The sequence below is a fragment of the Paenibacillus sp. LRG-1 genome (genome assembly GCF_057220305.1).
The window spans coordinates 1,653,829-1,675,108 of sequence record NZ_CM170126.1; the positions used below are offsets into that span (position 1 = coordinate 1,653,829).

28 protein-coding genes are annotated in these 21,280 nt (G+C 45.0%); 25 read left to right on the forward strand and 3 right to left on the reverse strand.

Going from position 1 to position 21,280, the window contains the following annotated elements:
* The first annotated feature begins 3 nt into the window (after nucleotides 1-3).
* The 12 genes from ACUUJN_RS07280 to ACUUJN_RS07335 all read left to right on the forward strand — a co-directional run bounded on the left by ACUUJN_RS07280 (nucleotide 4) and on the right by ACUUJN_RS07335 (nucleotide 8,253).
* Nucleotides 4-465, forward strand: coding sequence for a hypothetical protein (locus ACUUJN_RS07280; protein WP_484669465.1), 462 nt, complete (start codon nucleotides 4-6; stop codon nucleotides 463-465).
* A 154-nt stretch (nucleotides 466-619) separates the two neighbouring features.
* Nucleotides 620-1,111: an 8-oxo-dGTP diphosphatase gene (locus ACUUJN_RS07285; protein WP_028542993.1), complete on the forward strand. Its 492-nt coding sequence runs from the start codon at nucleotides 620-622 to the stop codon at nucleotides 1,109-1,111.
* Nucleotides 1,112-1,147: 36 nt separating this feature from the next.
* Nucleotides 1,148-1,342 (forward strand): hypothetical protein, encoded by a 195-nt coding sequence (locus ACUUJN_RS07290; RefSeq protein ID WP_341058136.1) that lies wholly within the window; start codon nucleotides 1,148-1,150, stop codon nucleotides 1,340-1,342.
* 45 nt (nucleotides 1,343-1,387) lie between these two features.
* Nucleotides 1,388-1,909 (forward strand): GNAT family N-acetyltransferase, encoded by a 522-nt coding sequence (locus ACUUJN_RS07295; protein WP_279831672.1) that lies wholly within the window; start codon nucleotides 1,388-1,390, stop codon nucleotides 1,907-1,909.
* A 28-nt stretch (nucleotides 1,910-1,937) separates the two neighbouring features.
* Nucleotides 1,938-2,387 (forward strand): hypothetical protein, encoded by a 450-nt coding sequence (locus ACUUJN_RS07300; protein WP_023987715.1) that lies wholly within the window; start codon nucleotides 1,938-1,940, stop codon nucleotides 2,385-2,387.
* A 24-nt stretch (nucleotides 2,388-2,411) separates the two neighbouring features.
* Nucleotides 2,412-2,915, forward strand: coding sequence for a hypothetical protein (locus ACUUJN_RS07305; protein ID WP_069080697.1), 504 nt, complete (start codon nucleotides 2,412-2,414; stop codon nucleotides 2,913-2,915).
* Between the two features lie 153 nt (nucleotides 2,916-3,068).
* Entirely contained in the window at nucleotides 3,069-4,103 is a 1,035-nt protein-coding gene (locus ACUUJN_RS07310; protein ID WP_023987717.1) for an NAD(P)/FAD-dependent oxidoreductase, read from the forward strand.
* 225 nt (nucleotides 4,104-4,328) lie between these two features.
* Entirely contained in the window at nucleotides 4,329-5,048 is a 720-nt protein-coding gene (locus ACUUJN_RS07315) for a HEAT repeat domain-containing protein (RefSeq protein ID WP_069080696.1), read from the forward strand.
* A gap of 52 nt (nucleotides 5,049-5,100) precedes the next feature.
* On the forward strand, nucleotides 5,101-5,766 hold the full coding sequence (locus tag ACUUJN_RS07320; RefSeq protein WP_023987719.1) for an HD domain-containing protein: 666 nt from the start codon (nucleotides 5,101-5,103) through the stop codon (nucleotides 5,764-5,766).
* A gap of 170 nt (nucleotides 5,767-5,936) precedes the next feature.
* Nucleotides 5,937-6,998: an SPFH domain-containing protein gene (locus ACUUJN_RS07325; RefSeq protein WP_013309343.1), complete on the forward strand. Its 1,062-nt coding sequence runs from the start codon at nucleotides 5,937-5,939 to the stop codon at nucleotides 6,996-6,998.
* Complete coding sequence (locus ACUUJN_RS07330; protein ID WP_023987720.1) at nucleotides 6,995-7,996, forward strand: NAD(+)/NADH kinase; 1,002 nt, start codon at nucleotides 6,995-6,997, stop codon at nucleotides 7,994-7,996. The genes ACUUJN_RS07325 and ACUUJN_RS07330 overlap by 4 nt, the downstream gene beginning before the upstream one ends.
* Nucleotides 7,997-8,073: 77 nt before the next feature.
* Nucleotides 8,074-8,253, forward strand: coding sequence for a hypothetical protein (locus ACUUJN_RS07335; RefSeq protein ID WP_023987721.1), 180 nt, complete (start codon nucleotides 8,074-8,076; stop codon nucleotides 8,251-8,253).
* Nucleotides 8,254-8,329: 76 nt separating this feature from the next.
* Here the strand turns inward: ACUUJN_RS07335 and ACUUJN_RS07340 are convergent, their stop codons facing one another.
* Complete coding sequence (locus ACUUJN_RS07340; protein WP_075153949.1) at nucleotides 8,330-9,421, reverse strand: LuxR C-terminal-related transcriptional regulator; 1,092 nt, start codon at nucleotides 9,419-9,421, stop codon at nucleotides 8,330-8,332.
* A gap of 172 nt (nucleotides 9,422-9,593) precedes the next feature.
* Here ACUUJN_RS07340 and ACUUJN_RS07345 point away from each other — a divergent pair, with 172 nt between their 5' ends.
* From ACUUJN_RS07345 to ACUUJN_RS07395, 11 genes are all read left to right on the forward strand, one after another.
* The gene (locus ACUUJN_RS07345; protein WP_034095001.1) at nucleotides 9,594-10,409 is read left to right on the forward strand and encodes a class I SAM-dependent methyltransferase; all 816 of its coding nucleotides are present in this window, start codon (nucleotides 9,594-9,596) and stop codon (nucleotides 10,407-10,409) included.
* Nucleotides 10,396-11,481 carry a saccharopine dehydrogenase family protein gene (locus ACUUJN_RS07350; RefSeq protein WP_484669466.1) on the forward strand — a complete coding sequence of 362 codons (1,086 nt, stop codon included), beginning with the start codon at nucleotides 10,396-10,398 and terminating at the stop codon, nucleotides 11,479-11,481. Before ACUUJN_RS07345 ends, ACUUJN_RS07350 begins: the two co-directional genes overlap by 14 nt.
* A gap of 147 nt (nucleotides 11,482-11,628) precedes the next feature.
* The gene (locus tag ACUUJN_RS07355; protein ID WP_023987725.1) at nucleotides 11,629-12,024 is read left to right on the forward strand and encodes a hypothetical protein; all 396 of its coding nucleotides are present in this window, start codon (nucleotides 11,629-11,631) and stop codon (nucleotides 12,022-12,024) included.
* A gap of 25 nt (nucleotides 12,025-12,049) precedes the next feature.
* On the forward strand, nucleotides 12,050-12,607 hold the full coding sequence (locus ACUUJN_RS07360) for an SMI1/KNR4 family protein (RefSeq protein WP_023987726.1): 558 nt from the start codon (nucleotides 12,050-12,052) through the stop codon (nucleotides 12,605-12,607).
* Between the two features lie 250 nt (nucleotides 12,608-12,857).
* Nucleotides 12,858-13,571, forward strand: a complete 714-nt coding sequence (locus ACUUJN_RS07365) for an HAD family hydrolase (RefSeq protein WP_071558992.1) — start codon at nucleotides 12,858-12,860, stop codon at nucleotides 13,569-13,571.
* Entirely contained in the window at nucleotides 13,568-14,155 is a 588-nt protein-coding gene (locus ACUUJN_RS07370; protein WP_023987729.1) for a GNAT family N-acetyltransferase, read from the forward strand. The genes ACUUJN_RS07365 and ACUUJN_RS07370 overlap by 4 nt, the downstream gene beginning before the upstream one ends.
* A gap of 223 nt (nucleotides 14,156-14,378) precedes the next feature.
* Nucleotides 14,379-14,861, forward strand: coding sequence for a ribosomal maturation YjgA family protein (locus tag ACUUJN_RS07375; RefSeq protein ID WP_484669467.1), 483 nt, complete (start codon nucleotides 14,379-14,381; stop codon nucleotides 14,859-14,861).
* Between the two features lie 60 nt (nucleotides 14,862-14,921).
* The gene (locus ACUUJN_RS07380) at nucleotides 14,922-16,133 is read left to right on the forward strand and encodes a rhamnogalacturonan acetylesterase (protein WP_484669738.1); all 1,212 of its coding nucleotides are present in this window, start codon (nucleotides 14,922-14,924) and stop codon (nucleotides 16,131-16,133) included.
* Nucleotides 16,134-16,248: 115 nt separating this feature from the next.
* Nucleotides 16,249-17,193 carry a class I SAM-dependent methyltransferase gene (locus ACUUJN_RS07385; RefSeq protein WP_076158081.1) on the forward strand — a complete coding sequence of 315 codons (945 nt, stop codon included), beginning with the start codon at nucleotides 16,249-16,251 and terminating at the stop codon, nucleotides 17,191-17,193.
* Nucleotides 17,194-17,501: 308 nt separating this feature from the next.
* Complete coding sequence (locus ACUUJN_RS07390) at nucleotides 17,502-18,059, forward strand: hypothetical protein (protein ID WP_023987734.1); 558 nt, start codon at nucleotides 17,502-17,504, stop codon at nucleotides 18,057-18,059.
* A gap of 26 nt (nucleotides 18,060-18,085) precedes the next feature.
* Nucleotides 18,086-18,646, forward strand: coding sequence for a GNAT family N-acetyltransferase (locus ACUUJN_RS07395; RefSeq protein WP_076294962.1), 561 nt, complete (start codon nucleotides 18,086-18,088; stop codon nucleotides 18,644-18,646).
* 2 nt (nucleotides 18,647-18,648) lie between these two features.
* On the opposite strand, the gene ACUUJN_RS07400 is transcribed toward ACUUJN_RS07395, so the two are convergent.
* Together ACUUJN_RS07400 and ACUUJN_RS07405 are read right to left on the reverse strand one after the other, a co-directional pair.
* Complete coding sequence (locus tag ACUUJN_RS07400; RefSeq protein WP_025724270.1) at nucleotides 18,649-18,990, reverse strand: GIY-YIG nuclease family protein; 342 nt, start codon at nucleotides 18,988-18,990, stop codon at nucleotides 18,649-18,651.
* 155 nt (nucleotides 18,991-19,145) lie between these two features.
* A complete protein-coding gene (locus tag ACUUJN_RS07405) occupies nucleotides 19,146-19,904 on the reverse strand; it encodes a DUF2087 domain-containing protein (RefSeq protein WP_023987737.1) in 759 nt (252 codons plus the stop codon).
* Nucleotides 19,905-20,112: 208 nt separating this feature from the next.
* Between ACUUJN_RS07405 and ACUUJN_RS07410 the strand changes: the two genes are divergently transcribed.
* Nucleotides 20,113-20,463: a HEAT repeat domain-containing protein gene (locus ACUUJN_RS07410; protein WP_256704465.1), complete on the forward strand. Its 351-nt coding sequence runs from the start codon at nucleotides 20,113-20,115 to the stop codon at nucleotides 20,461-20,463.
* A 164-nt stretch (nucleotides 20,464-20,627) separates the two neighbouring features.
* Nucleotides 20,628-21,275 (forward strand): YfjL-like protein, encoded by a 648-nt coding sequence (locus ACUUJN_RS07415; RefSeq protein ID WP_484669468.1) that lies wholly within the window; start codon nucleotides 20,628-20,630, stop codon nucleotides 21,273-21,275.
* The last annotated feature ends 5 nt before the right edge of the window (nucleotides 21,276-21,280 follow it).

The window sequence follows — 21,280 nt, forward strand, 5'->3', positions numbered from 1 at the left end:
TATATGCGCGTACAGATCAAGGAAATAAATAAAGATCATCATATCATCATTCGTAGTATTGGCAAGGAAAAAGTATACGGCTACTGGACATATTTTTGGCATGAACTGACTTCTGGATATGCGTATGTTGTTCCGTATGAACAAAGCTTGAATAAGATGATTCCCGGCTGTGTCATTTCGGTCGAGACTTCTCAATCCAGTATAGAAGGGTTCAGAAGGCTGAAGTCTACTGAAGAGACAGGGATTTTTCGACCTCAACCCAAGCTAGGCGACTACTGGATTCAAGGAACGATACATCAAGTGATGCAGGACGAAGCAGGCGGGATAGAATGTCTGGAGATTGTAATAGGAGACACTACGTTTATTTTGGATTCTGAAGAAATGAATGGTGATGTCAACGTTAAATCGGGCGACGGTGTCGCCTTTGAAATCATAGGCCTACAGTTGTTTGACGAGGGACTGTGATCGCTCCAAGTTACCCCGCTAATCTAGTCTATGGTTAGAGTTATTGCGCTCTACAAAATAACGAGTTAAAGTATGGTGAATTCCATATTTAACCACAGTATGTCGGTGTGAAAGTTAAAAGCTAGATTATAGTGAATCGTGAATAAAGAAAGGTATGATCGGATTGACAACAGAAGTGACACACAAAATATATACCATGTGTATGATTCAAGACGGAAGTAAGGTATTGCTTATGAATAGACCAAATCGAAAGGGGTTTCCGGGTTATATTGCGCCAGGAGGAAAAGTAGAGTTTCCAGAAAGCATTGTGAATGGAGCCATTCGTGAAGTAAAGGAAGAAACAGGCTTAACCGTTACGGAAATTGTATTTAAAGGAATCGACGAATATTGTGACCCAAGTCAAGGGCTGAGATATATGGTCTTTAACTATTTGGCTACAGCCACTGAAGGTGAGCTATTAAAAAATCCCCCTGAGGGAGAATTGCTGTGGGTGGATATGAAGGAGGCGCTAAATCTGCCGATGCAGGATTGGTTTAAGCGGAGATTTCCATTGTTTTTCGAGCCGGGAACGTTTGAGGTTAGTTTCGTTTGGCTAGCAGATACGGATGAAACCCTGGAAGCAACGATTAAGAGCTATGGTGTGTAGAGATGACGACGACATCTGGAGAACGGCGAAGAAGAGTTGGCAAAGGGTTTTCTTACTGCTTACGCACAAGGGATGGAAGCCAAAGAAGGATTTACTGAGCGTTTCCGGGTGCATATGCTGCATCAGCAGATTCTAAACTGGGGATGTGCCAAAGCGATGAAGCGAGTCACTTGGGATAATAAGCTCTCTTTTGCAGATTGGGCGCAAAAATTCATGGATATTGAAATATAAGCAATAGCAGATGAATTGAACGTTTAAAGAGGAGGCCGTGAGTGGATGCAGACCGTCAGATTGGTACAGCCGGATCAGGACTGGAAGGAAGCTTATCTTTCATTTTATGAGGAATGGAAACAGATCCAGGAGCATATGGTACCTTGGGTGATCTCTATAGAGCCGTACGATTTTGAAGGTATGTTGACGCTTTTAAGTAATCAGGAAAATGGAATTAACCTGTCTGAAGGCTGGGTCAAAAGCTCAACATACTGGCTTGTGAATGCGAATGAACAGGTTGTGGGAGCAGTGAATATCAGGCATGACCTTAACGAACACCTAATGAATGCCGGAGGTCATATCGGTTACGGTATCCGTCCTTCTGCACGAGGGAACAGGTACGCTGTTACAATGCTGGCCTTGGCGTTAGAAAAAGCAAAAGAGCTGGGGATTTCCCGAGCCTTGGTCGTATGCGACTCCGATAATATCGCCTCCAAAAAAACAATCATACAAAATGGCGGAACGCCGGACAAGGATTACATAGAGGAAGACGGAAACCGTGTAAACCGGTTTTGGATCGAACTGTGAGTGAGAAAGAGGGGAACGCGAGAAGCTCATGAAATTATGGCCTGAATATGCGCAAAACATCATTGTTGGTGTTATCTTTGAAGGGGAATGGAATTGGTATGTGACGGAAAGAGAGTATTGGTTTTTGAATACCGAGATGGAGGAACGGTTTGGTATCCCTATTTTGGATGAAACCACAGTGGGAGCATTTTTGGATCACATCTGTGAATATAAGGTGGCTACTGGGGAACTAACTTCAATGCTCCAGTTGCTTGATGGTGCTATTCAGCATCAGGATGAAGTGTTGGAGTTCTGTCCTGCTCTGTATGTTAACTTTGATGAAAAAGTTCTCTATTCGCTATTTCCTGAGCCAGCCTCGTTTGAACACTATGTCCCAGCGGGGTGGAAAGGGGAATATCAAAACTTTTTGAACGAGGTACCTTCACCTGAACAGTATTGGATGATCGAGGGAAGTAATTTTTTTGAGAAATTCACTTGATAGGACGAAGGAGGAAATAAATATATGGATTCTTCCATGCATGAGTTTAAAATCATATCCAAGCACAGAATGTACGATCAATATTTGGTAAAGTTGCGGGCATGCATTGTGCTTTTGGATGAACAGGTGCTATGGCGCGTAGGTGAGACGGAAACGAATAGCATTGGTGGGATCATCAACCATATCATGGTGCATGTGTGCAGAAACGCAGCCAAGCTCGTAGATCCGACGATTACATACAAGCAAGGAATGGAGGATAGCTTTATACCTTCCATGCAAAACAAGGAACAACTGATGGATGAGGTAGAAGAAGCTTTTTCATCCTTCTGTGTAGCATTGGACCATACGGGGACGATAAATATGTATGACGTATACCATGTGGTGGAGCATACGGCTTATCATCTGGGGCAGATCATAGACCGAGTTCAGAAATTGGCAGATCACCGTTTTCAATTTGTACAGACAGGACTTAATGAAAAAGCATTGCATGCGATAGTGCAGCAATCCTTGCATAATCTACGAGAATAATGGAAGCAGTAGCTATATAAACTTATAAAATGTAGTTCTAAGGTCACAAAAACCTCTGTAATGGTCATGTTTTTATTTCTTAATTGATATTGATAATTATTATCACTTATAATAGGAGCAGACATATTACGTTATGATAGGGAGAGTTGCAGAGTGACAGTGTCCTTGGAATTATATGATGTAACGATCATCGGCGGTGGTCCTGCCGGTATGTATACCGCATTTTACAGTGGAATGAGAGATATGAAAACCAAGCTGATCGAAGCCAAGCATGAGCTGGGCGGACGAATGCGCATATACCCAGAGAAGATGATTTGGGATGTCGGGGGGGTTACCCCGGTTTTATGTGAAAAGCTGATTGATCAGCTGGAGCAGCAGGCGCGGACGTTCGAGCCTACCATTGTGCTGGGACAGCAGATCACTGGTTTGGATCGGCAAGAGGATGGCACGTTCCTGCTAACTTCTGCCACAGGGGAACAGCATTGGACACGCACGATCGTTCTGGCAGTAGGCTATGGTATTCTCAAAATGGCTAAGCTGGAGATTGAGGGTGCGGACCGCTATGAGGTTACGAACCTGCATTATACTGTACAAGAGCTGGAGCCATTCCGGGGCAAGCACGTCCTGATTTCCGGTGGAGGCGACTCGGCGGTGGATTGGGCAAATGAGCTAGAGTCTATTGCGGCGAGTGTGACCGTCGTACATCGTCGGGATCACTTTGGCGGACATGAGAAAAATGTAGCTCGTATGAAATCATCCTCGGTCCGTGTCCTCACACCATACGCGGTGAGTCAGCTACATAGCAACAATGGAGAGACGATTGAACAGGTGACGATCAGTCATGTAGATACGGGCGAAATACAGGTGTTGAATGTCGATGCTGTCATCGTAAATCATGGACTTAAATCCGACTTCGGCCCGCTTCGGGATTGGGGGCTGGATATGGGTGAGTGGCATGCCCGAGTGAGCGAAAAGCTGGAAACGAATCTGCCAGGTATTTTCGCGGCAGGCGATTTTGTCGAATACGGAAGCAAACTGTATCTAATTGCCGGTACGTTCACAGATGCCGCCCTTGCACTGAACAGCGCCAAGCTGTACATTGATCCAGCAGCTGACAAAGCGGCATATGTATCTTCTCATAACAGCCGATTCAAGGAAAAAAACCGCGAGCTTGGTGTCGTAGAGTAAGAATACGGAAATAAGTTATATAGGATTAGAGATAGGGTAGGGAAAATGTATAAGAACTTCCGCGACTACAATTCATGTGGTTTTGGAGGTTCTTTTTTTGTCAGGTTACTGACTTCTCGTTCTAAAGGTTGGATAGCATACACCATATAGAATAAAATGAAGAAAGCCTGTCCTTTTCGGTTTTATATAGTAGATTTTGAGTAGAGAAGATAAGGAGCGTGAAAAATGAGCTTACAAGAGGTACTTGAACGGCTAGCAATTCATCTGCCAGACGACATGATGGAAGCTTTGCATGTACATAGCAAGGAACGAGAGGGACGGAACGTTCAGCTTCAACTCATGAATGAGCAAGAGCTTGCCGAGGGCATCAAGTGGATGGGGCAGATCGAGGTATTTAAACATATCGTCCCTCTATGGACGGATGACCATTCTAATTATGTTGGCATATATGTGGAGGGGCCGTTAGCATATAAGTTGTGTTATATAAGTCACGAGGAAACGGATTTGTCACCGGCGTACAGAAGTGCGTTTTCTCTGATTGCAGAGTTGGAGCAAAATCCAGCACTGGAGTGGGAACAGCTCCGTAAGGATTATCCGTCCGGCGAGGACATTAGCACAGAACAATTAGCGGAAGATATTCGCTGCATGAATGAACTAAGAGCCTTGCTAGAAAAGGATTCACCTGTGGATGATGATGTGAGATGTCAGCTTCTTTACAGCCTAATGGCGATCACGCCTATCTGCGAACTAGACTCATTGCTTACCTATTTGGACGATGAGGATATGTATGTACAGGAACGAGCATGTGTCCTTTTAGGACATCATGGATATGAACCAGCGACCGAATTATTAAAAGAAGTGGTGAAGCACGGAAGCCCGAATGGGAAACTGGCAGCCCGTAAGGCGCTCTCAATGATTCGCAGTAAGCAGATGGCCAAGCATTAAAAAATTAAACGAACCTACCATAGAAAGTATGGACGGGATTGAAAGGTGACATATGGAGAGACGAACGGAGCAACAGGAAGCGATTTTGGCAGATATTATTCAAAAGGCGGAGCCCTTTGTACAGCAGCAGTTGGAGCATGATCATAGTGGTCACGATTGGTTTCATATAGACCGGGTGAGAAAGCTGTCCCTTAAAATTGCTGCCAAAGAGGGTGCAGATTCGTTTATTTGTGAACTGGCAGCACTGCTGCATGATGTAGCGGATGAAAAATTAAATGATTCCAAGCAAGCGGGCCTGGATAAAGTAGAGCAGTGGCTGCTTCTGCATGTAAGTGATCCAGATGTGATCACGCACGTGATGACTATTATAGCTACGATGTCCTACAATGGTGGACAAAACCCGCCTATGGAAACGCTGGAAGGTCAAGTTGTGCAGGATGCGGATCGGTTGGATGCTCTTGGAGCGATTGGGATTGCAAGAACCTTTATGTATGCTGGCTCAAAAGGCAGTATGATGCATCACCCGGATAAAGACTTTTCACAGCATGAGTATCGTGCCGCAGGTAAAAGTGCCATATACCATTTTTACGAAAAGCTGCTCAAGCTCAAGGATTTAATGAATACCGCTTATGCTCAAGAGCTGGCGGAGGTCCGGCATCAATGGATGGAGATGTACTTGGAGCAATTTTATAGAGAATGGAATGTGGATGATAAATAAAGTGTTTCAATAAGGCTGTTTCCTCTAACCGAGCATATCGGAGGGGAAATGGCCTTTATTTTTTTATAAATGTCATATTGATATTATCGAAAATGTGTGTTATTTTATTGTTAATAACAAAATGATAATAACAAAATATTATAAACTATAAAGAAAGTGAGGAAGTGGCTATGTTTGGATTTAATTTTGTTAAATTTCAGCCCAGTGAATATGTGATGAAGGTGAAAAACGGGAAGGTGGTTCGGGAGGGTGTTGGATTATCTTTTTATTACTACGCCCCGACCACCTCGGTTGTTGTCGTGCCCGTCTCTTCCATTGATGCGCCGTTCATGTTTGAGGACATGACGAATGATTTTCAGGCGGTGACGGTGCAGGGGCAACTAACTTATCGAATTGTGGATTATCGGAGAACGACGCAGATTTTAAACTATACGTATGACTTGAAGGAACGACGCTACATTTCGGATGATCCGAGCAAGCTGGCCCAACGGGTGATTAACATCGCCAAGGTGCTTACCAAAAAGTATTTGGAGCGTGTCCCGCTCAAAGAAGCTGTTCAGTCCAGTGAACGTCTGGCCCAAAATATGACGAAGGATATTGCACAGCATACGGAAATGGAAAAGCTCGGCATTGAGGTTATGGGACTGTCGATTTTGGCGATTCTACCCAATAAGGAGACGATGAGAGCGCTGGAGGCTCAAGCGAGAGAAGAGATTCTTCGCAACGCGGATCATGCTTTGTATGAGCGTCGTAATGCATCTATTGAGCAAGAGCGGCGTGTGAAGGAAAACGAGCTGAACACTGAGATTGCAGTAGAGACGAAAAAGAAACAAATCCGCGAAACTCAACTCGATGCCGAGCGTTCTGTGAAGCAAAAGCAAAGCGAGATGAAAGAGGAGCAGCTACGATTTGACACAGCCTTGGAGGAGAAAAAACGCGAGCTGATTGAGCTGACTGTAACAAATAAAAAGGCGGAAGCCGATGCCAAGGCCTATGAGCTGACAGCAGTCATGAAATCGTTGCAGGATGTTGAGCCGAACGTACTTCAAGCTATGGCCAACATGGATATGAGCCCGGATAAGCTAATTGCGATTGCATTCCAGGAGCTTGCAGAAAATGCAGGCAAAATCGGTCAGCTGAATATTACGCCGGATCTGCTGCAAGGTCTCATGTCAGATACGGGAGCTAGCGGATCAGCAGGATCGAGAGGGTCTGGAGGAAGAACACGATGAGCAGCCGAATGACAGAGCAGAAGATCATTTTGGTGAAGCGTAAAACGCGACTGGAGGAACTGATTGTCCGATACAATACGGTGCAGCAGGCTCGCTTCTTTATGGAACGGTTGGGTGCGGATTTCAGTGATTATGTGCTGGAGGACGAAAATTACCGCAGGGCGGTGGCAACGGCAACGTCGGAGTTAACAGCCTTGGGTCGTGTTCAGATTGTGGAGCGGGAGCATGTGCCGAACTTTATTTTTGGTGAGCAGGATACAGTGGTGGTGTTGGGTCAGGATGGGCTGGTAGCCAACACGTTAAAATATTTGACCGAGCAGCCACTTATCGGTGTGAATCCAGATCCATTGCGCTGGGACGGGGTATTGCTGCCGTTTACTGTATCCGACCTGCGCTGGGTGGTGCCGGATGTGTTCGTGCACAGACGGCCAATTAAGGAGGTTACGCTGGCTAAAGCCCAATTAAATGATGGCCAATCCTTGTATGCTGTAAATGATTTGTTCATTGGGCGCAAAACTCATGTCTCCGCGAGATATGAGCTAAGGCTGGAGGATCAAGTAGAACAACAATCATCCAGCGGCATTATCGTTTCAACCGGATTGGGAGCGACAGGCTGGCTGACCAGTGTGCTGGCTGGAGCGGCCGGAATTGTCGGCAGTGCTACACGGCATCCAATCTCGCTGACTCCAGGCCAGCTGATGCCCGGTGTAGCCTTCACTCAGGAAGAGGCAGCAGACGGAATGAGTCATGATCATCGTGCAACTTGGAGTTCGCCATCGCTTTATTTTACGGTGAGAGAACCATTCCCCAGTCGAACGACTGCTGCGGAACTCGTGTTTGGTCAGGTAGCAGCCGAAAAACCGCTACGGATTGCATCGCAGATGCCGGAAAATGGAGTTATTTTCAGTGATGGAATAGAAAGCGACTTTCTGGAGTTTAATGCTGGCATTGAGGCGGTCATTGGACCGGCGGAGAAAAAAGGGCATCTGGTCGTGTAGAGGTTTGTACAGGACGGCAATGGGTAATTATGAGTAAAGTACAACCATCAGATGAAATTAAAAAAGGAGGAATCAACATGAGCGACTACACTCAAGACGAAGCGAAAATCCGCAACAAGAAGGACGAGGACGGAGATTCCTTGATGGAGAAAACGAAGCTGGAAAATGGCGTGGATATCGAGCCTGAGGCTGATGAATGGATTGCGAAGCCCTCACCAGTGTCATACGATGATACGAACTCCTCTTCGAAGAAATAAGGCTCTTGCGTCCAAATAGAGCAGTGATGCAAAGACAGATGATCCCTAATCGGGTCATCTGTCTTCTTTACATAGGTTAATTGAATCTAGAATATACCTTCCATACTAGCTCACGACGGCTGCTTACATCTGTTTTCAAGAAAATCGCTTTCAGATGATCCTGCACCGTGTAGGCAGTAATATGAAGTGCGCTAGCCAGCTCCTTGGTCGAAAAGCCCTGAACAATGAGTTGGACAATTTGTCTCTCTCGTTCGGACCATGAGTACACCTCGGTCATAAGCGGTAGCATGTCAGTTGCTTTAGCAGCCTCAAACCATACGGCTAGCTGCTTCTGACCCGTATGCTCCTGTCCGCCTTGCAGAAGGGTGGCTCTGATGGTTACCCATGGGGTGCCTGCGTCTGCGGAAGGGATACATAGTCGGGCTGGTGCAGTGGCAGTGGATAGCGCTCGCAGGCATACCGCCCGGACAGGAGCCGGAAGGCTGTCTTCATGGATTCCCTCCTGCTGCCGAAGCAGATGTAGCCACTGCTCTGCTACTGTATTGGACGAGATCGGTTCTAGCTTATCGGAAAGCATTAGAACCCCTGGCTCAAGTTCATTTTCCGTGATCATGGCAGGGGCTGGAGATAAACCGACACTGGCCTGACGCAGATGGTAGGCTATGGACGGCGCTAATGCTTCAAGCAGTTGTTGCTCTTCCTCGCTGAATACAGGCTTTCCATGATGACGGAACAACGTAAGAAATCCCCAACAGCTCCCTTTGTACATAAATGGAACACGTAGCTCGTCCCCGAATCCGGCGGGTTGCAAAACATCTCTATATCGTGTGCTCCGATCCGGTTGGCCTTGTGTAGACCCATGTAGCGTCGCTACAGACTGTCCTTCTCGCACCAACTGATCATATTTCATCATATCGTCGTGTAGATATTCGTATTCCAGCAGTTTGTTATGAATGTCCTCCACACCCGACTCTGTAAATGCCCCCGTGGAAAGCAGCGTACGCGGATCTACTGAGGTGCAGCACGCCGCATCGAAAGCAATCTGAGTACGCAAGCGGTCGATTAGGGTGTGCTTGTACGTTAGGGATGAGGGTGCTTTTTCCCCCAGATCAATGATTTGCTGTCGGGCGTCCTTAAGCTGTGCAAATTGCGTGTAGTGTGCGTTCATCATTTACTCCTATCGTGAAAGCTGGAGATTCTCAAGCGCGATTATTAAATCCCACATTTATGGGATGGTGGATATTCGTATTGTCTTTATAATTGAGAATGATTCTTAATAAAATCTACAATAAACGAATGGTCTGAGAAGATCAAGGCTAAATGTTTGGAGGAAAGCACATATGAGACATACCCCTATTGGAAATACGGACTCAAACCAACCTATGAGCTGGAATCATCCGAATGTGCATAAGTACGCGGATACGATTGCTTTAAAAATACCTGGATATGCTCATTTGTATGAGATGACAGACTGTCTGATAACCGCACAGCTTGAGGCACAAGCTCATACTAGAAATATAGATCCAAATGTGCTAATTGTCGGTGCTGGAGGCGGTCAGGAATTGATAACACTCGGAGGGCGCCATGAAGCATGGTCCTTTACGGCAGTCGATCCCTCTGAGCACATGCTGGATTTGGCACGTAAGCGTGTGACACATGCGGGCATCAGTTCAAAAGTATCGTTTGTTGCAGGTACGTTGGAAGAGTTGTCTGGAGAACAGCCTGAAGAACAGCACGAAAAGCACGGCGAAGAGTCATGCAGAGAACCGGTCTATGACGCTGCTACCTGCCTGCTGGTGCTTCATTTTCTTCGGAGCTTGGAAAGTAAACAGGCATTGCTACGCCAGATATCCGCTCGACTCAAGCCGGGTGCACCTTTTTGTCTAGCTTCTATTAATGGGAATCCGCAGGAGCCTTCTTTTTCCATCCAAATGCAGGCATGGAAAGGTCATATGCTGAGTCAGGGCATTTCACTCGAGGATTGGGAACGATTCGCTGCTTCCATCGGTCGTGAGTCAAACCCGGTGTCCAATGCGGCAATACAGGAGCTGTTGATAGAGGCAGGCTTTACCCACATCACCAGGTATTATGGCGCTTTTTTAGTAAATGCATGGTTTGCGGTTAAAGAGGGAGAGACGACTTATGACAAAGGATAACATCATCATCATTGGCGGGTATGGCCATGTTGGAAAAATTATATGCACGGAGTTAAGTGAAATGTTTCCCGGCAAGGTATTTGCCGCAGGTCGTAGTCTGGAGCGGGCCACTGAATTTAGTAGACAATCGAATGGTAAGATACGGCCCTTGCAGCTAAATATTCATGAGCCGATGGACCCGTCGATATTAGAGCAAGCCAAAATGGTGATCATGTGTCTGGATCAGGATAATACGACCTTGGTACGTGCCTGTCTACAACATGGGGTGCATTACATGGATATTACAGCGAATGCGGACTTTTTGAGTCAGGTGGAGCAGTGTCATCAGGAGGCCCGAGCTTATCAGGCCACAGCCCTGTTAAGTGTAGGATTAGCTCCGGGGCTGACCAATTTGTTAGCACTGCAAGCGACACAGCTCATGGATCAGACGGATGAGTTGAATATATCTTTGATGCTGGGCTTGGGGGATCGACACGGTCAGGCTGCCATTGAGTGGACAGTAGATCAGATTCATGCCGATTTGGAGGTTATAGAACAGGGACGCCCTGTGACTCGAAAAAGCTTTACCGACGGCATAGTAGCAGACTTTGGTGCAGGAGTGGGTCGTCATCGGGCGTATCGATTTCCTTTTTCGGATCAGCAGACACTTCCTCGTACGCTCAAAGTTCCTACGGTTAGCACACGCCTTTGCTTCGATTCGCGCTTGACCACCCGGCTTCTGGCAGGGCTTCGAACGATAGGAGTATCAGGTTTACTCCGACAGAAAACTGTGCGTGATGCTGTAATTCGCAGCTTTGGCAAGATACATCTAGGAGGGAATGCTGTAGCGGTCAAGGTAGATGCCCGAGGAACGCTCAATGGCAAGGAGACGAAGGTCGAATGTCGGCTGAGGGGGCACCATCAATCTAATTTAACCGCTAAGGCAACCGTCTTTGCAGCGCTCGCCCTGTACCGTTCAGAACTTCCATATGGTGTATTTCACATGGAGCAGGTTTTTTCGTGGAATCGCATGCAGGCTTGGATGGGGCAGCAAGTAGCCGTAGATATTCAGGTGAACGGACAGCAAGTATAGAAGTCATATATATTATAATAAAGGACTCTCATATAATCCAAGCTTATTCAGCAATGTATTGCGGATAGGTCTTGGATTTCTTTTCCTATTGAATTACACTAGAAAGAAGTACATATTTTTGGAAAAGACCTAAGGGGATGATATGAAATGTGGAACCCCTATGAAAATAGCAGACAGCATACGCACGATTTTACAATAAAGTATCGATTTTACACGCCGGAAGAAGGAGGCAGGAAACAGCTGCCTATTCAGGGGTACCGCTGCGATTTTGCCTATGAGAGCGATGATATCACGACGACGGGAATTTACGCCATACATCCTGAGTTTGAAGATGGAGATGGTCAATTGATCATGGATACCGAGCGTCCGGTTCACCGGGAAGGACAGGCGAGAATGTGGGTTTTGTTTGGAGAAATGAGGGAAAAGGTACACCGACACCGGATACAGGTAGGAACGAGGGGATATTTTATGGAAGGCCCGCGCCGTGTTGGTGAAGTTGAAGTTACAAGCTTGGTAGGCCTCTTGACCAATCCGGTCAACTAGCTAGCTGCTGAGGAGTCGATAAGAGATGGATATCGCTTATATCATAGATTTATTACGTAAACACGATGTGACCCTAGCTCCAGGCTTATCCATACAAGAGGTTACCGACGTCGAAGACAGGTATGATATTCACTTCCCGCCCGATTTGAGGGAGCTTCTGATGAGTGTTCTTCCCATCGGTAAAGGCTTTATCCCTTGGAGAGATACGTCACCACAGCGGATGGGTGTAATTCGGCAAAGGTTGAATTGGCCACTGGAAGGTATGATTTTTGATGTAGAGCAGCATATATTCTGGCCTCCCGAATGGGGCGAAAAACCGACAGATTCGGCGGAAGCCGTTGATATATGTAAACGTGAGTTTTTACGTGTGCCCAAGCTAATCCCGATCAACGGACATCGATATATCCCAGAGCAGCCATCTGAAGAAGGAAATCCGGTATTTTCAGTGTATCAAACGGATATTATCGTGTATGGGGAATGTTTGCAGGAGTATTTCAAGCTGGAATTTGGGGAGAAGCCTTATGAACAAATTGATTTTAATGCCGTAAAAAAAGTGCGTTTTTGGAGCAACTTGTGTGAGTGAGTGTCAGGAAGATGAATAAGTCGAAACGAAGGAAGGGGAGCATGATGTGAAGGTGGAGCAGGATTTGGAAGAAATCAAAGAAAGGTTGACCCAGATCGAGATCAAACTGGAACAAAAGTCGACCTCCAAGAGAATCTTGAAGTACATGATCATCGTTTTCTTGTCTGTTTTTTTTCTTTTATTTCTAATAGGAATTATTCAATTTGTTTCAGCCTAATCGGTGCAAGAAGATGAAGGAAGGGAGCTATTTATGTCCATAGAAGCGATTATTTTTGATCTGGATAATACTCTTATTCATCGTAAACAGGCGTTTGCGGCATATACAGAGCGCTTTATTGAACGATTTATTGTGGCAGAAGAACCGGCGAGCCGCGCGGCTGTTGTTGAACAGATACGTTTGGCGGATCAGGACGGGTACCGGGATAAGAGGGAACTGTATACCGAGCTGCATGCAGACTTGGAACTGAAAAATTCCGATACGTCAGTACAAGAGATGCTGGGCTTTTGGTATGGTGAATTTCATAAGTTTACGGTGTTGATGGACGGGGCCAAGGAAGTGTTGTCCGAACTGCGGTCGCGTGGCTTGAAGCTGGGTATTATTACCAACGGCTCACTCCGCACGCAGCAAGCGAAAATCGACCGAGTTATGCTGAGGGATTATGTGGATTCTATTATCGTATCGGGCGGCGTCAACATCCAGAAGCCTAATCCTCGAATTTTCGAGTTGGCTCTGAATGAGCTGGACATTGTCGATCCCGGCCATGCCTGTTATGTAGGCGATCACCCGACAAATGATATTCGTGGTGCACAAAGTGCAGGATTGCATACCATCTGGCTGGAAGGCTTTATGACGTGGCAGGAAACAGGCATTGTACCGGATTATCAGATTGGGAGTTTGCGTGAAATCACAGGTTGGCTGGATCGTCGCAGTTATTCAACGAATAAGGAGGAGGGTGCATCATGAGTATGGAGCAGCAACCGAATCCCATTCTCTTATCGTTCCCTGACCAATTCCAGACGGAACGATTGACCATACGCGCTCCGCAATGGGGGGATGGGGCGGCAGTCAATGAGGCGATGAGAGAGAGTGCGAATGAACTGCGGCCTTGGCTTCCGTTTGCAAGAAATCTTCCTACGGCAGAGGAATCTGAAATCCGTTCGCGCCAAGCCAGACTTAAATTTCTGGATCGGTCTGATATGATGTTGTATATATTTGATACGGTTTCGGGAGAATTTGTAGCCAGCAGCGGTCTGCATCGTATTGATTGGGATGCACGAAGATTTGAAATTGGGTATTGGCTCAGAACATCATGGACCGGAAAAGGCATTATAACAGAGGCCGTACACGGTATTACCGATTTTTCCATACAGCATTTACACGCCAATCGGGTGGAGATTCGTTGTGATTCCAGAAACACGCGCAGCGCCAAGGTAGCGGAACGTGCAGGTTTTACACTGGAGGGGATTTTAAGAAACGTCGAGTATGATGAAGAGGGAAGCATGGTACACCAAATGGTTTTTGCCAAGGTGCGTGGTATTGAATTTTAGTATCCTCACACGAACAGTTTGGAAGTTGCTGATACGTTTGTACGATATTACGGAGGCTCATTATGATTAATTATATTATGAAAAATACAGACAAGTTGGTGTGCATACAATATGACATCAGCAAAAGGTTCAGCAATCTTGCAAGCGCTATCCAAGAGAGGATGCTTTACGAATTTCCAGCAGCTTGGCGGAGATGTCTCAGCATTAGGACAGGTGATTTAGCATGAGGAGCGTTCGTAAGAGCGTCATTAGGAAGGCCAATCGGGAAATAAAGGCGAAATTCAGCTGGAAGGCTCGCGCTGCGTACCTAATTGCTGTGCTGGTCACGATCTTGTTGGGTTTGGGAAGCCGGGTTTACTCCTCCCGGTTGCCTGAATTCGTTGCTGATCACTTTGGGGATGCCTTGTGGGCGTGCATGATTTATTTTGGGCTGAGAATGTTGTGGGTGAATCGTCAATTGTCTGTAGCTCTGTGGGGCAGCTTGCTGTTTTGCTTCGCCATTGAGTTCAGCCAGATGTACCAGGCTCCCTGGATTAACCACATTCGGGCAACGACGCTGGGCGGCTTGGTGCTTGGGAAAGGGTTCCTGACCGCGGATCTGATCAGGTACACGGTTGGCATTGTGGTATCCTGGGCGCTGGATCAAGGTTGTCAAAAGCTGGCGGGGAGCAATACACGTAGAGACAATGACAAACCACTCAAATAACCTGAAAAGCGAGGGTTGCGCTTGAAACAAAAGGGAAAGCGTCACAGGTTGTTCGGTAAGATGATTGGATTATGCGCAGGGTTCAGCTTGTTGTTTGCAACCATACTTATCCCAGGGCAGGCACTGGCCGAAAGACAGCTTGCGGCGCCTCTTCGATTTGACTTTGGCCCTGGGAACGTAGCTGACGGCTACACCCAAGTCACTGCCAAGGATGTTTACACGCCTGAGCGAGGCTATGGATTTACCGATCTTTCCAAAGTGAATGAAGAGGATCGTGGTGGAAGTGATGCTATACGCTCAGATTTTGTTCGTGTTCAAGGATCATCATTTGTCGTCAATTTACCACCTGCGGATTACACGCTTTCCCTAATTGCCGGAGATACTGCCGGAAACACAGACATTACGGTTAAAGCCGAGTCCATCGTCAAGGTAGAACCTACTGCCAAAACAGCAGGACAATTTGTCGAGGCTGGATTTGAACTTGCACTCATCGATGGGCAGCTTGAATTGTATTTCTCAGGTAATGAAGCGAAGATTAACGCTTTGGTTATTACTCCAAAGGATGCTCGAACGGCTGGAGAACACCCTTCGGTATACCTTGCGGGAGATTCTACGGTTCAAACCTATAAATCCGCGATGAAGCCTCAGGCGGGCTGGGGGCAAATGATTGCTCCGTTCTTCACAGATGAGCCTATTTTTGTGAACCGTTCTATTGGTGGACGAAGCACGAAAACCTTTCTGGTACAAGGGCGGTTAGATGATATTTTACGCAATATCTGTCCAGGAGATTATCTGCTCATACAGTTTGGACATAATGATGCCGCGATCAACAACCAAGAGCGTTATGTTTCACCCGCGGATTACAAAGTTTATTTAAAAACCTACATCCAAGGAGCCATCCAACGCGGTGCAACGCCTGTGCTAATTACTCCTGTTGGCCGCCGGGATTATGATGCGGCAAGTACCTCGTTTCGGATTAGTTTCCCGGAATATGTGCAGGCCATGAAGGAAACAGCATCGGAGACAGATGTTGCACTGGTCGATCTTAGCCGCTTGAGTGTAGCGTACTATGATACACTTGGTCTGGAAGGAACACTCCCGTTATTTTTACACTTGGAGCCAGGGGTGTATCCTGCATTTCCTGATGGAGTGAAGGATGATACACATTTTCAGGAATACGGTGCGGAGCAAATAGCTCGGCTGGTAGCTCAGGGAATACGTGAGTTGAATATTCCTTTATCCTCTTATGTACAGGCGGAAGATTCGCAATAAAACATTATTTCCATAGTCATGGTATACTTAGAAAATAAGCTGGCCCTACCCAAAGATAACATTGTTTAGGCTTGGGTAGGGCTTTAATGTTCTGGATCTTAAGGAGGAAGCGAGAATGACAGTCGCTCAACTTCATAATCTTATTAACGGTCAACTCCTGTACAATCAGCATCGGAGTTTATTTTATATGCGCGAGGGTTCTGTTCTGTTAGGACCTTCAACAGAAATGACGTACTGGCTGACGCAGAGAAGCTCGGAACTGATCCTCATGCTTCAAAGCTTGAAGCGCCAGCATACGTATAATGCTTTTGTGACGGATGTAGCGGCTAAAATACTGTCCCAGTTTGTAAATACCAATCAGTATCTACATTTTCACCCAGATCATGCGAGGGAGCTTACGGAGCTGTATGATCGACTTTTCACCCGGATTGAAAAGTTGTTCCAGAAGAAATTCATAGATAGAGCAACCCTGGACTTGCTGCTCCAGCAGCATTACGGGCATTTGAGAGATTTTTTAACTCGTACCAACGGACGTGAAATGTTTGCTAAGTATGCAGAGTGTGAGTATACCTTTTGGATACCTTGTGAGGAGTATACGCCGGAGTTGCAAGCCAATCTACTGGGATTGGACATTGCTCGTTTGCAAGAGCCTGTTCTAGACGTTGGATGCGGATCTGAGGCACGGTTAGTTACTTATTTACGTGCCTGTGGAATTGAGGCTTACGGAACAGATCGGTTGGCTGAAACAGAAGGTTGTGTCACTCAAGGAGATTGGTTAGAGATCACCTTTGGAGAACGTGCATGGGGGACGATCATTTCACATATGGCATTCTCCAATCATTTTATACATCATCATCTGAAGGCAGATGGTAATATTCATGAGTACGCTCGCAAATATATGGAATTGCTTAGAGCCATTCGGCCAGGAGGGACTTTTATTTACAGTCCGTGCCTTCCGTTTATGGAAGAGCTTTTGGATGCCCGAATGGGTTATCAAGTAGAGTATATCCAGTCATCTGAAGGTTACAGGGCCACGAAAATAACGCGTTTACATTCATAAGCGCGAGTAGTAGTCTATTCATTTGTCAGATTCATTCTTGGAATGGTAGTATAAGGATAGATATTACTCTATTTGGGATTCTGTTAATGATAGAGATTCTCATGACGCTAATTTGACACCATTAGAGGATGATCATTAGCAGCATGGCTGCCATGAATAATAATGATTAGCCTACGGATACGGAATTTTCAGGAAAGATTAAACCATATTTTCCTAAAAGCCGATATATGGGAATGAGGCGAGAACATACTGTTATTATACCCGCCCGAAAATGGATGTATATAATTTGGGTTAGGAGAGTAGAAGAAGTGTCAGATCTGTATACGAAAAAAGAAGTAGAAGATTATGTAACGAACGTGGTTTTCGAACGACCTTTAGGTGTAAGCATTTCAGCCATTTTATTGATCTTTAATGGAGCACTTCTGTTGGTGACCCAGCTATTGACGCTTAATGCATTAAATGAGGCTTCTACGTTAGTAGGCATTTGTAGGGGCATGTTTCAAGGGTTTATCGCGTTACTCGGTTTGGCAGGGACGACTGCCGGTGTCGGCATGTTATTTGGTAAGAAGTGGGCTTGGTGGCTGGCAGTATTTTATTTTACATATGAGACCATGCGTTATACGTGTGCAATTCTGTTTATTCCGGATGTCCCTCCAACGTTGGGCGGTGTACAGCTAAACCCTGCTCTATACTACGTAAAATATGGTATGCGTATTATTTGGAATTTGTTGTTTACGTTGTTCATGTGTCGTAGTAAAGTGACTGTTTTTTTTCAAACAAGTGAAAGCAACAAGTGGAGAGCATGTATTGTATTATTCTTCATAAATGGAGTGATGGTTGGGATTGGCTGGTGGCTGATAAGATAGATTCTTCGATGTGAAGGAGATGGATAATGTCAATGGAAACGTTTCCGATTTTAGAAACCGATAGGCTTCGTTTAAGACAGCTTACAGTAGGGGATGCGGAGGATGTGTTCGGCTATTTCTCCAAGGATGAGGTCACACAATATTATGACTTGGAAAGCTTTACAGAAGTAGAGCAAGCCGAAAAATTTATTCGTTCGATGCTAACCAGATATGAGAAGCAAGAGGGCTTTCGTTGGGGGATTACGTTAAAAGAAGCTCCTGAGCGGATCGTGGGTACAATTGGATTCCATAACTGGCACAAGGAGCACTCCCGTATTGAAATTGGGTATGAGCTGGCACCGGAATATTGGCGGCAAGGTCTGATGACAGAAGCGATGAAGGTAGTCGTGAATTATGGCTTTCAATTGCCGCAGGTTCACCGTATAGAAGCCTTCATTGATCCAGATAACGAAGGCTCCAGACGGCTGCTACTCAAAAGTGGCTTTACTAAAGAGGGTCACCTGAGAGACTATTTTTATGAAAAAGGTCAATTTGTCGACGCTGTTATTTTTGGATACCTTCGGGAAGAGCATCCCGTGGATCGGTAAGTTTACAAATACCCTTTGTCCCCGTAAGGCTGGAGTCGATCAAGCCAGGTCTGCTCCAGCTTTGCTAGTGCATCTTTGACATCAAAGAACGCTGAGTCCTTTTTCTTCAAAACGTCCAGCACTTCAAATTCAAACGAATCTTCGCCATACTCATTCCATTCCTGTTGTAGTTGTTTATTCTTAAATCCACCCATGTTCAGCTCAAAACGCCGTCCATTCAGCGACTTTAAATTCGGCGTGGAAGAGACGAAAATTTTCCCATTACGTGTATTTCGAATGCAATAGATTCCTGCCTCTGTCTTCATCTCCATGTACTGCTGCACCAATTCTTTTCTTCGATTCATTGTCGAATCCTCCTATTTGAGCATTTTGCATAAATCCCAAGAGCATTTTCAAATCAGCAATGTATAGATCGAAACGATTTAGTTCGTCTATATATTGTACCTACGAGCGTTGGGAATCGAATTATGCAAATTGCTGACTTCATAAACGTTGAGATTCAAGATTCCTTCAACCAATATTCACTGCCATCCGGCTTACGATCCAATAGATTGTATTCAATCATATATCTTCGCACCGTGACATAATCGTCATACACTTCCTGTAAAATCGCATTGATATCTTTCTCATGATATATTTGTCCCTTTACAAAACGGTCCGCAATTTCACGCAGCACAATCAGCTTGTGTTTTTCTTGCATTTTAAAGGTCTTTAGGCGTCCGTCTGTCCCATTCGGAAAATACTTCGTGAGTACCTTTTGCCGCTCGTTTTCCGTAATGTTGTAGCGTTCGTCCACCATCCGTGCTCCTATGGGTACTTCTACAATGGCGGGAGCGTGGCGGTCCTTCTCCTTTAGCAGCTCCATTAATGTGAGAAATACCTTGGCCTGCCGTTCTTTTTCTTTGAGACCAAAGCGATGATTACGTATAGTGGATGCGCTGCCGATTCCAGTTTCCTTTTGAATATCCGCATCGCCCATGCCTTGATAAAATAACTGAAGCAACCGATTCTGATGATCCGTCAGTCCAGTCAGCTTTTTGTCCAAGCCGATCAAATAGTCAAAGACTGAACCATACGTCCGCTCAATATGAAGGCGCATGTACCTCTCGGCATCATAAAATACCCCTTGATCCTGATATATAATGCCTTGCTCAAATCGCTGTCCGTCCAGCAGGCAAATGACCTGCTCTTCTTGGCGAATATATCCTCGCTTCAGTTCTTCGATACCAGCATTCCAGAACAGTTCGGAATGATCCATTTTAGCAAACACCTCAATTAAATGATGGTTATTTTATAGACAATATAACATTTTGTTTATATTAAATCAATGAGTGGATATCTCTTTAGGGTCTCGACAATGTTCGCTATATACAAAAGAGACATAGGATTGTTATCATATGTAAATTGTTGAATTGCATTAAGACTGGATAGTTGCTATATATTGTAATAAGGTGGGGTGGTAAACTATGAACAAAATGCGTTTAGAAGAAGTCATAGAAAGTGGAGATTTAAAGGAAGCGGTAAGGATTATAGAGGAGATAGGTGAAAAGCTTGATCATACATTCACTCCAATATTATTGAGATATTTAGCAACGACGGATAGTGTATTGCTAAGAAATGTAATCGCCATTACGTTAGCTGATCTAGGAGACAGTGAAGCGGTGTTACCTCTTATCGACTTATTAAGAAATCCAAAGACCAAGGGGAATAGAGGAACACTGTTATATGCTTTAGAATTTTTTGATGTATCTACTCATGTTGTGGCGCTGGTAGATTTACTGGATGATACCTTTGAAGCGAGTAGACAATCCTATTAATTGATAAGTAACGTGCAAGTTAAAATTACTAAGGCGCAAAAGGACATATGTAGACAAATCATAAGAAGAAAGCTAGCCGATTATAAAAACAAATATAAGCGTGAATTTTTGCTGGAATCTTTAGAACTTTTTACATGATTCTTTATTAGAGAGGTTTGGTTGGAGTGCTGAAAAAAGCTGTTTTATTCGTGATCATCATTGTAATTGCATACATAGTTGTATCCATTACAACAGGAAGTCCGATAAAAAGAGTCCAATTTCGGAGTAACGTCACTGACTACCTACATAAAACGTACACTATGAACTGGAAAATTGATTCAATAGATTATGATTTTAAGAATGATAAATTTATAGCTAATGTGATCTCTGACTCAGGGATTTCTTTTTTGGTGGATGAAGACTATTATGGGCAAATGATGGATAACTATGCCTGTTCTATTTGGATGGATGAGATAAAAACTGCCGTGACCAAAAAAGCAAAGGAAGTTACAGGATCAGATGCAGAAGTGATAGTAGATATATATAGTCTTGGAAGTCATACTATAATATACCGCGATGAAATTCCAAGCTATTCTACTGTTAGCCGAGCCTTCTCATCAAACGCTACAATTCTTATTAAAGGTAACTTTTCAGCCACTCATTATCTTCAAGAGATGTTGGAAATAAAGCAGTGGATTGTTGAAAAGAAGTATGATGCTTCGTTAACATTTAAGTCCGAGAAGGAGAAAATTTATTTTGCAATACCTGCAGAAGATCTAAAAAAAATAAAAAGTGTAGATGACTTTAAACCTTATTGGCTTCAAATTAATTGATTATT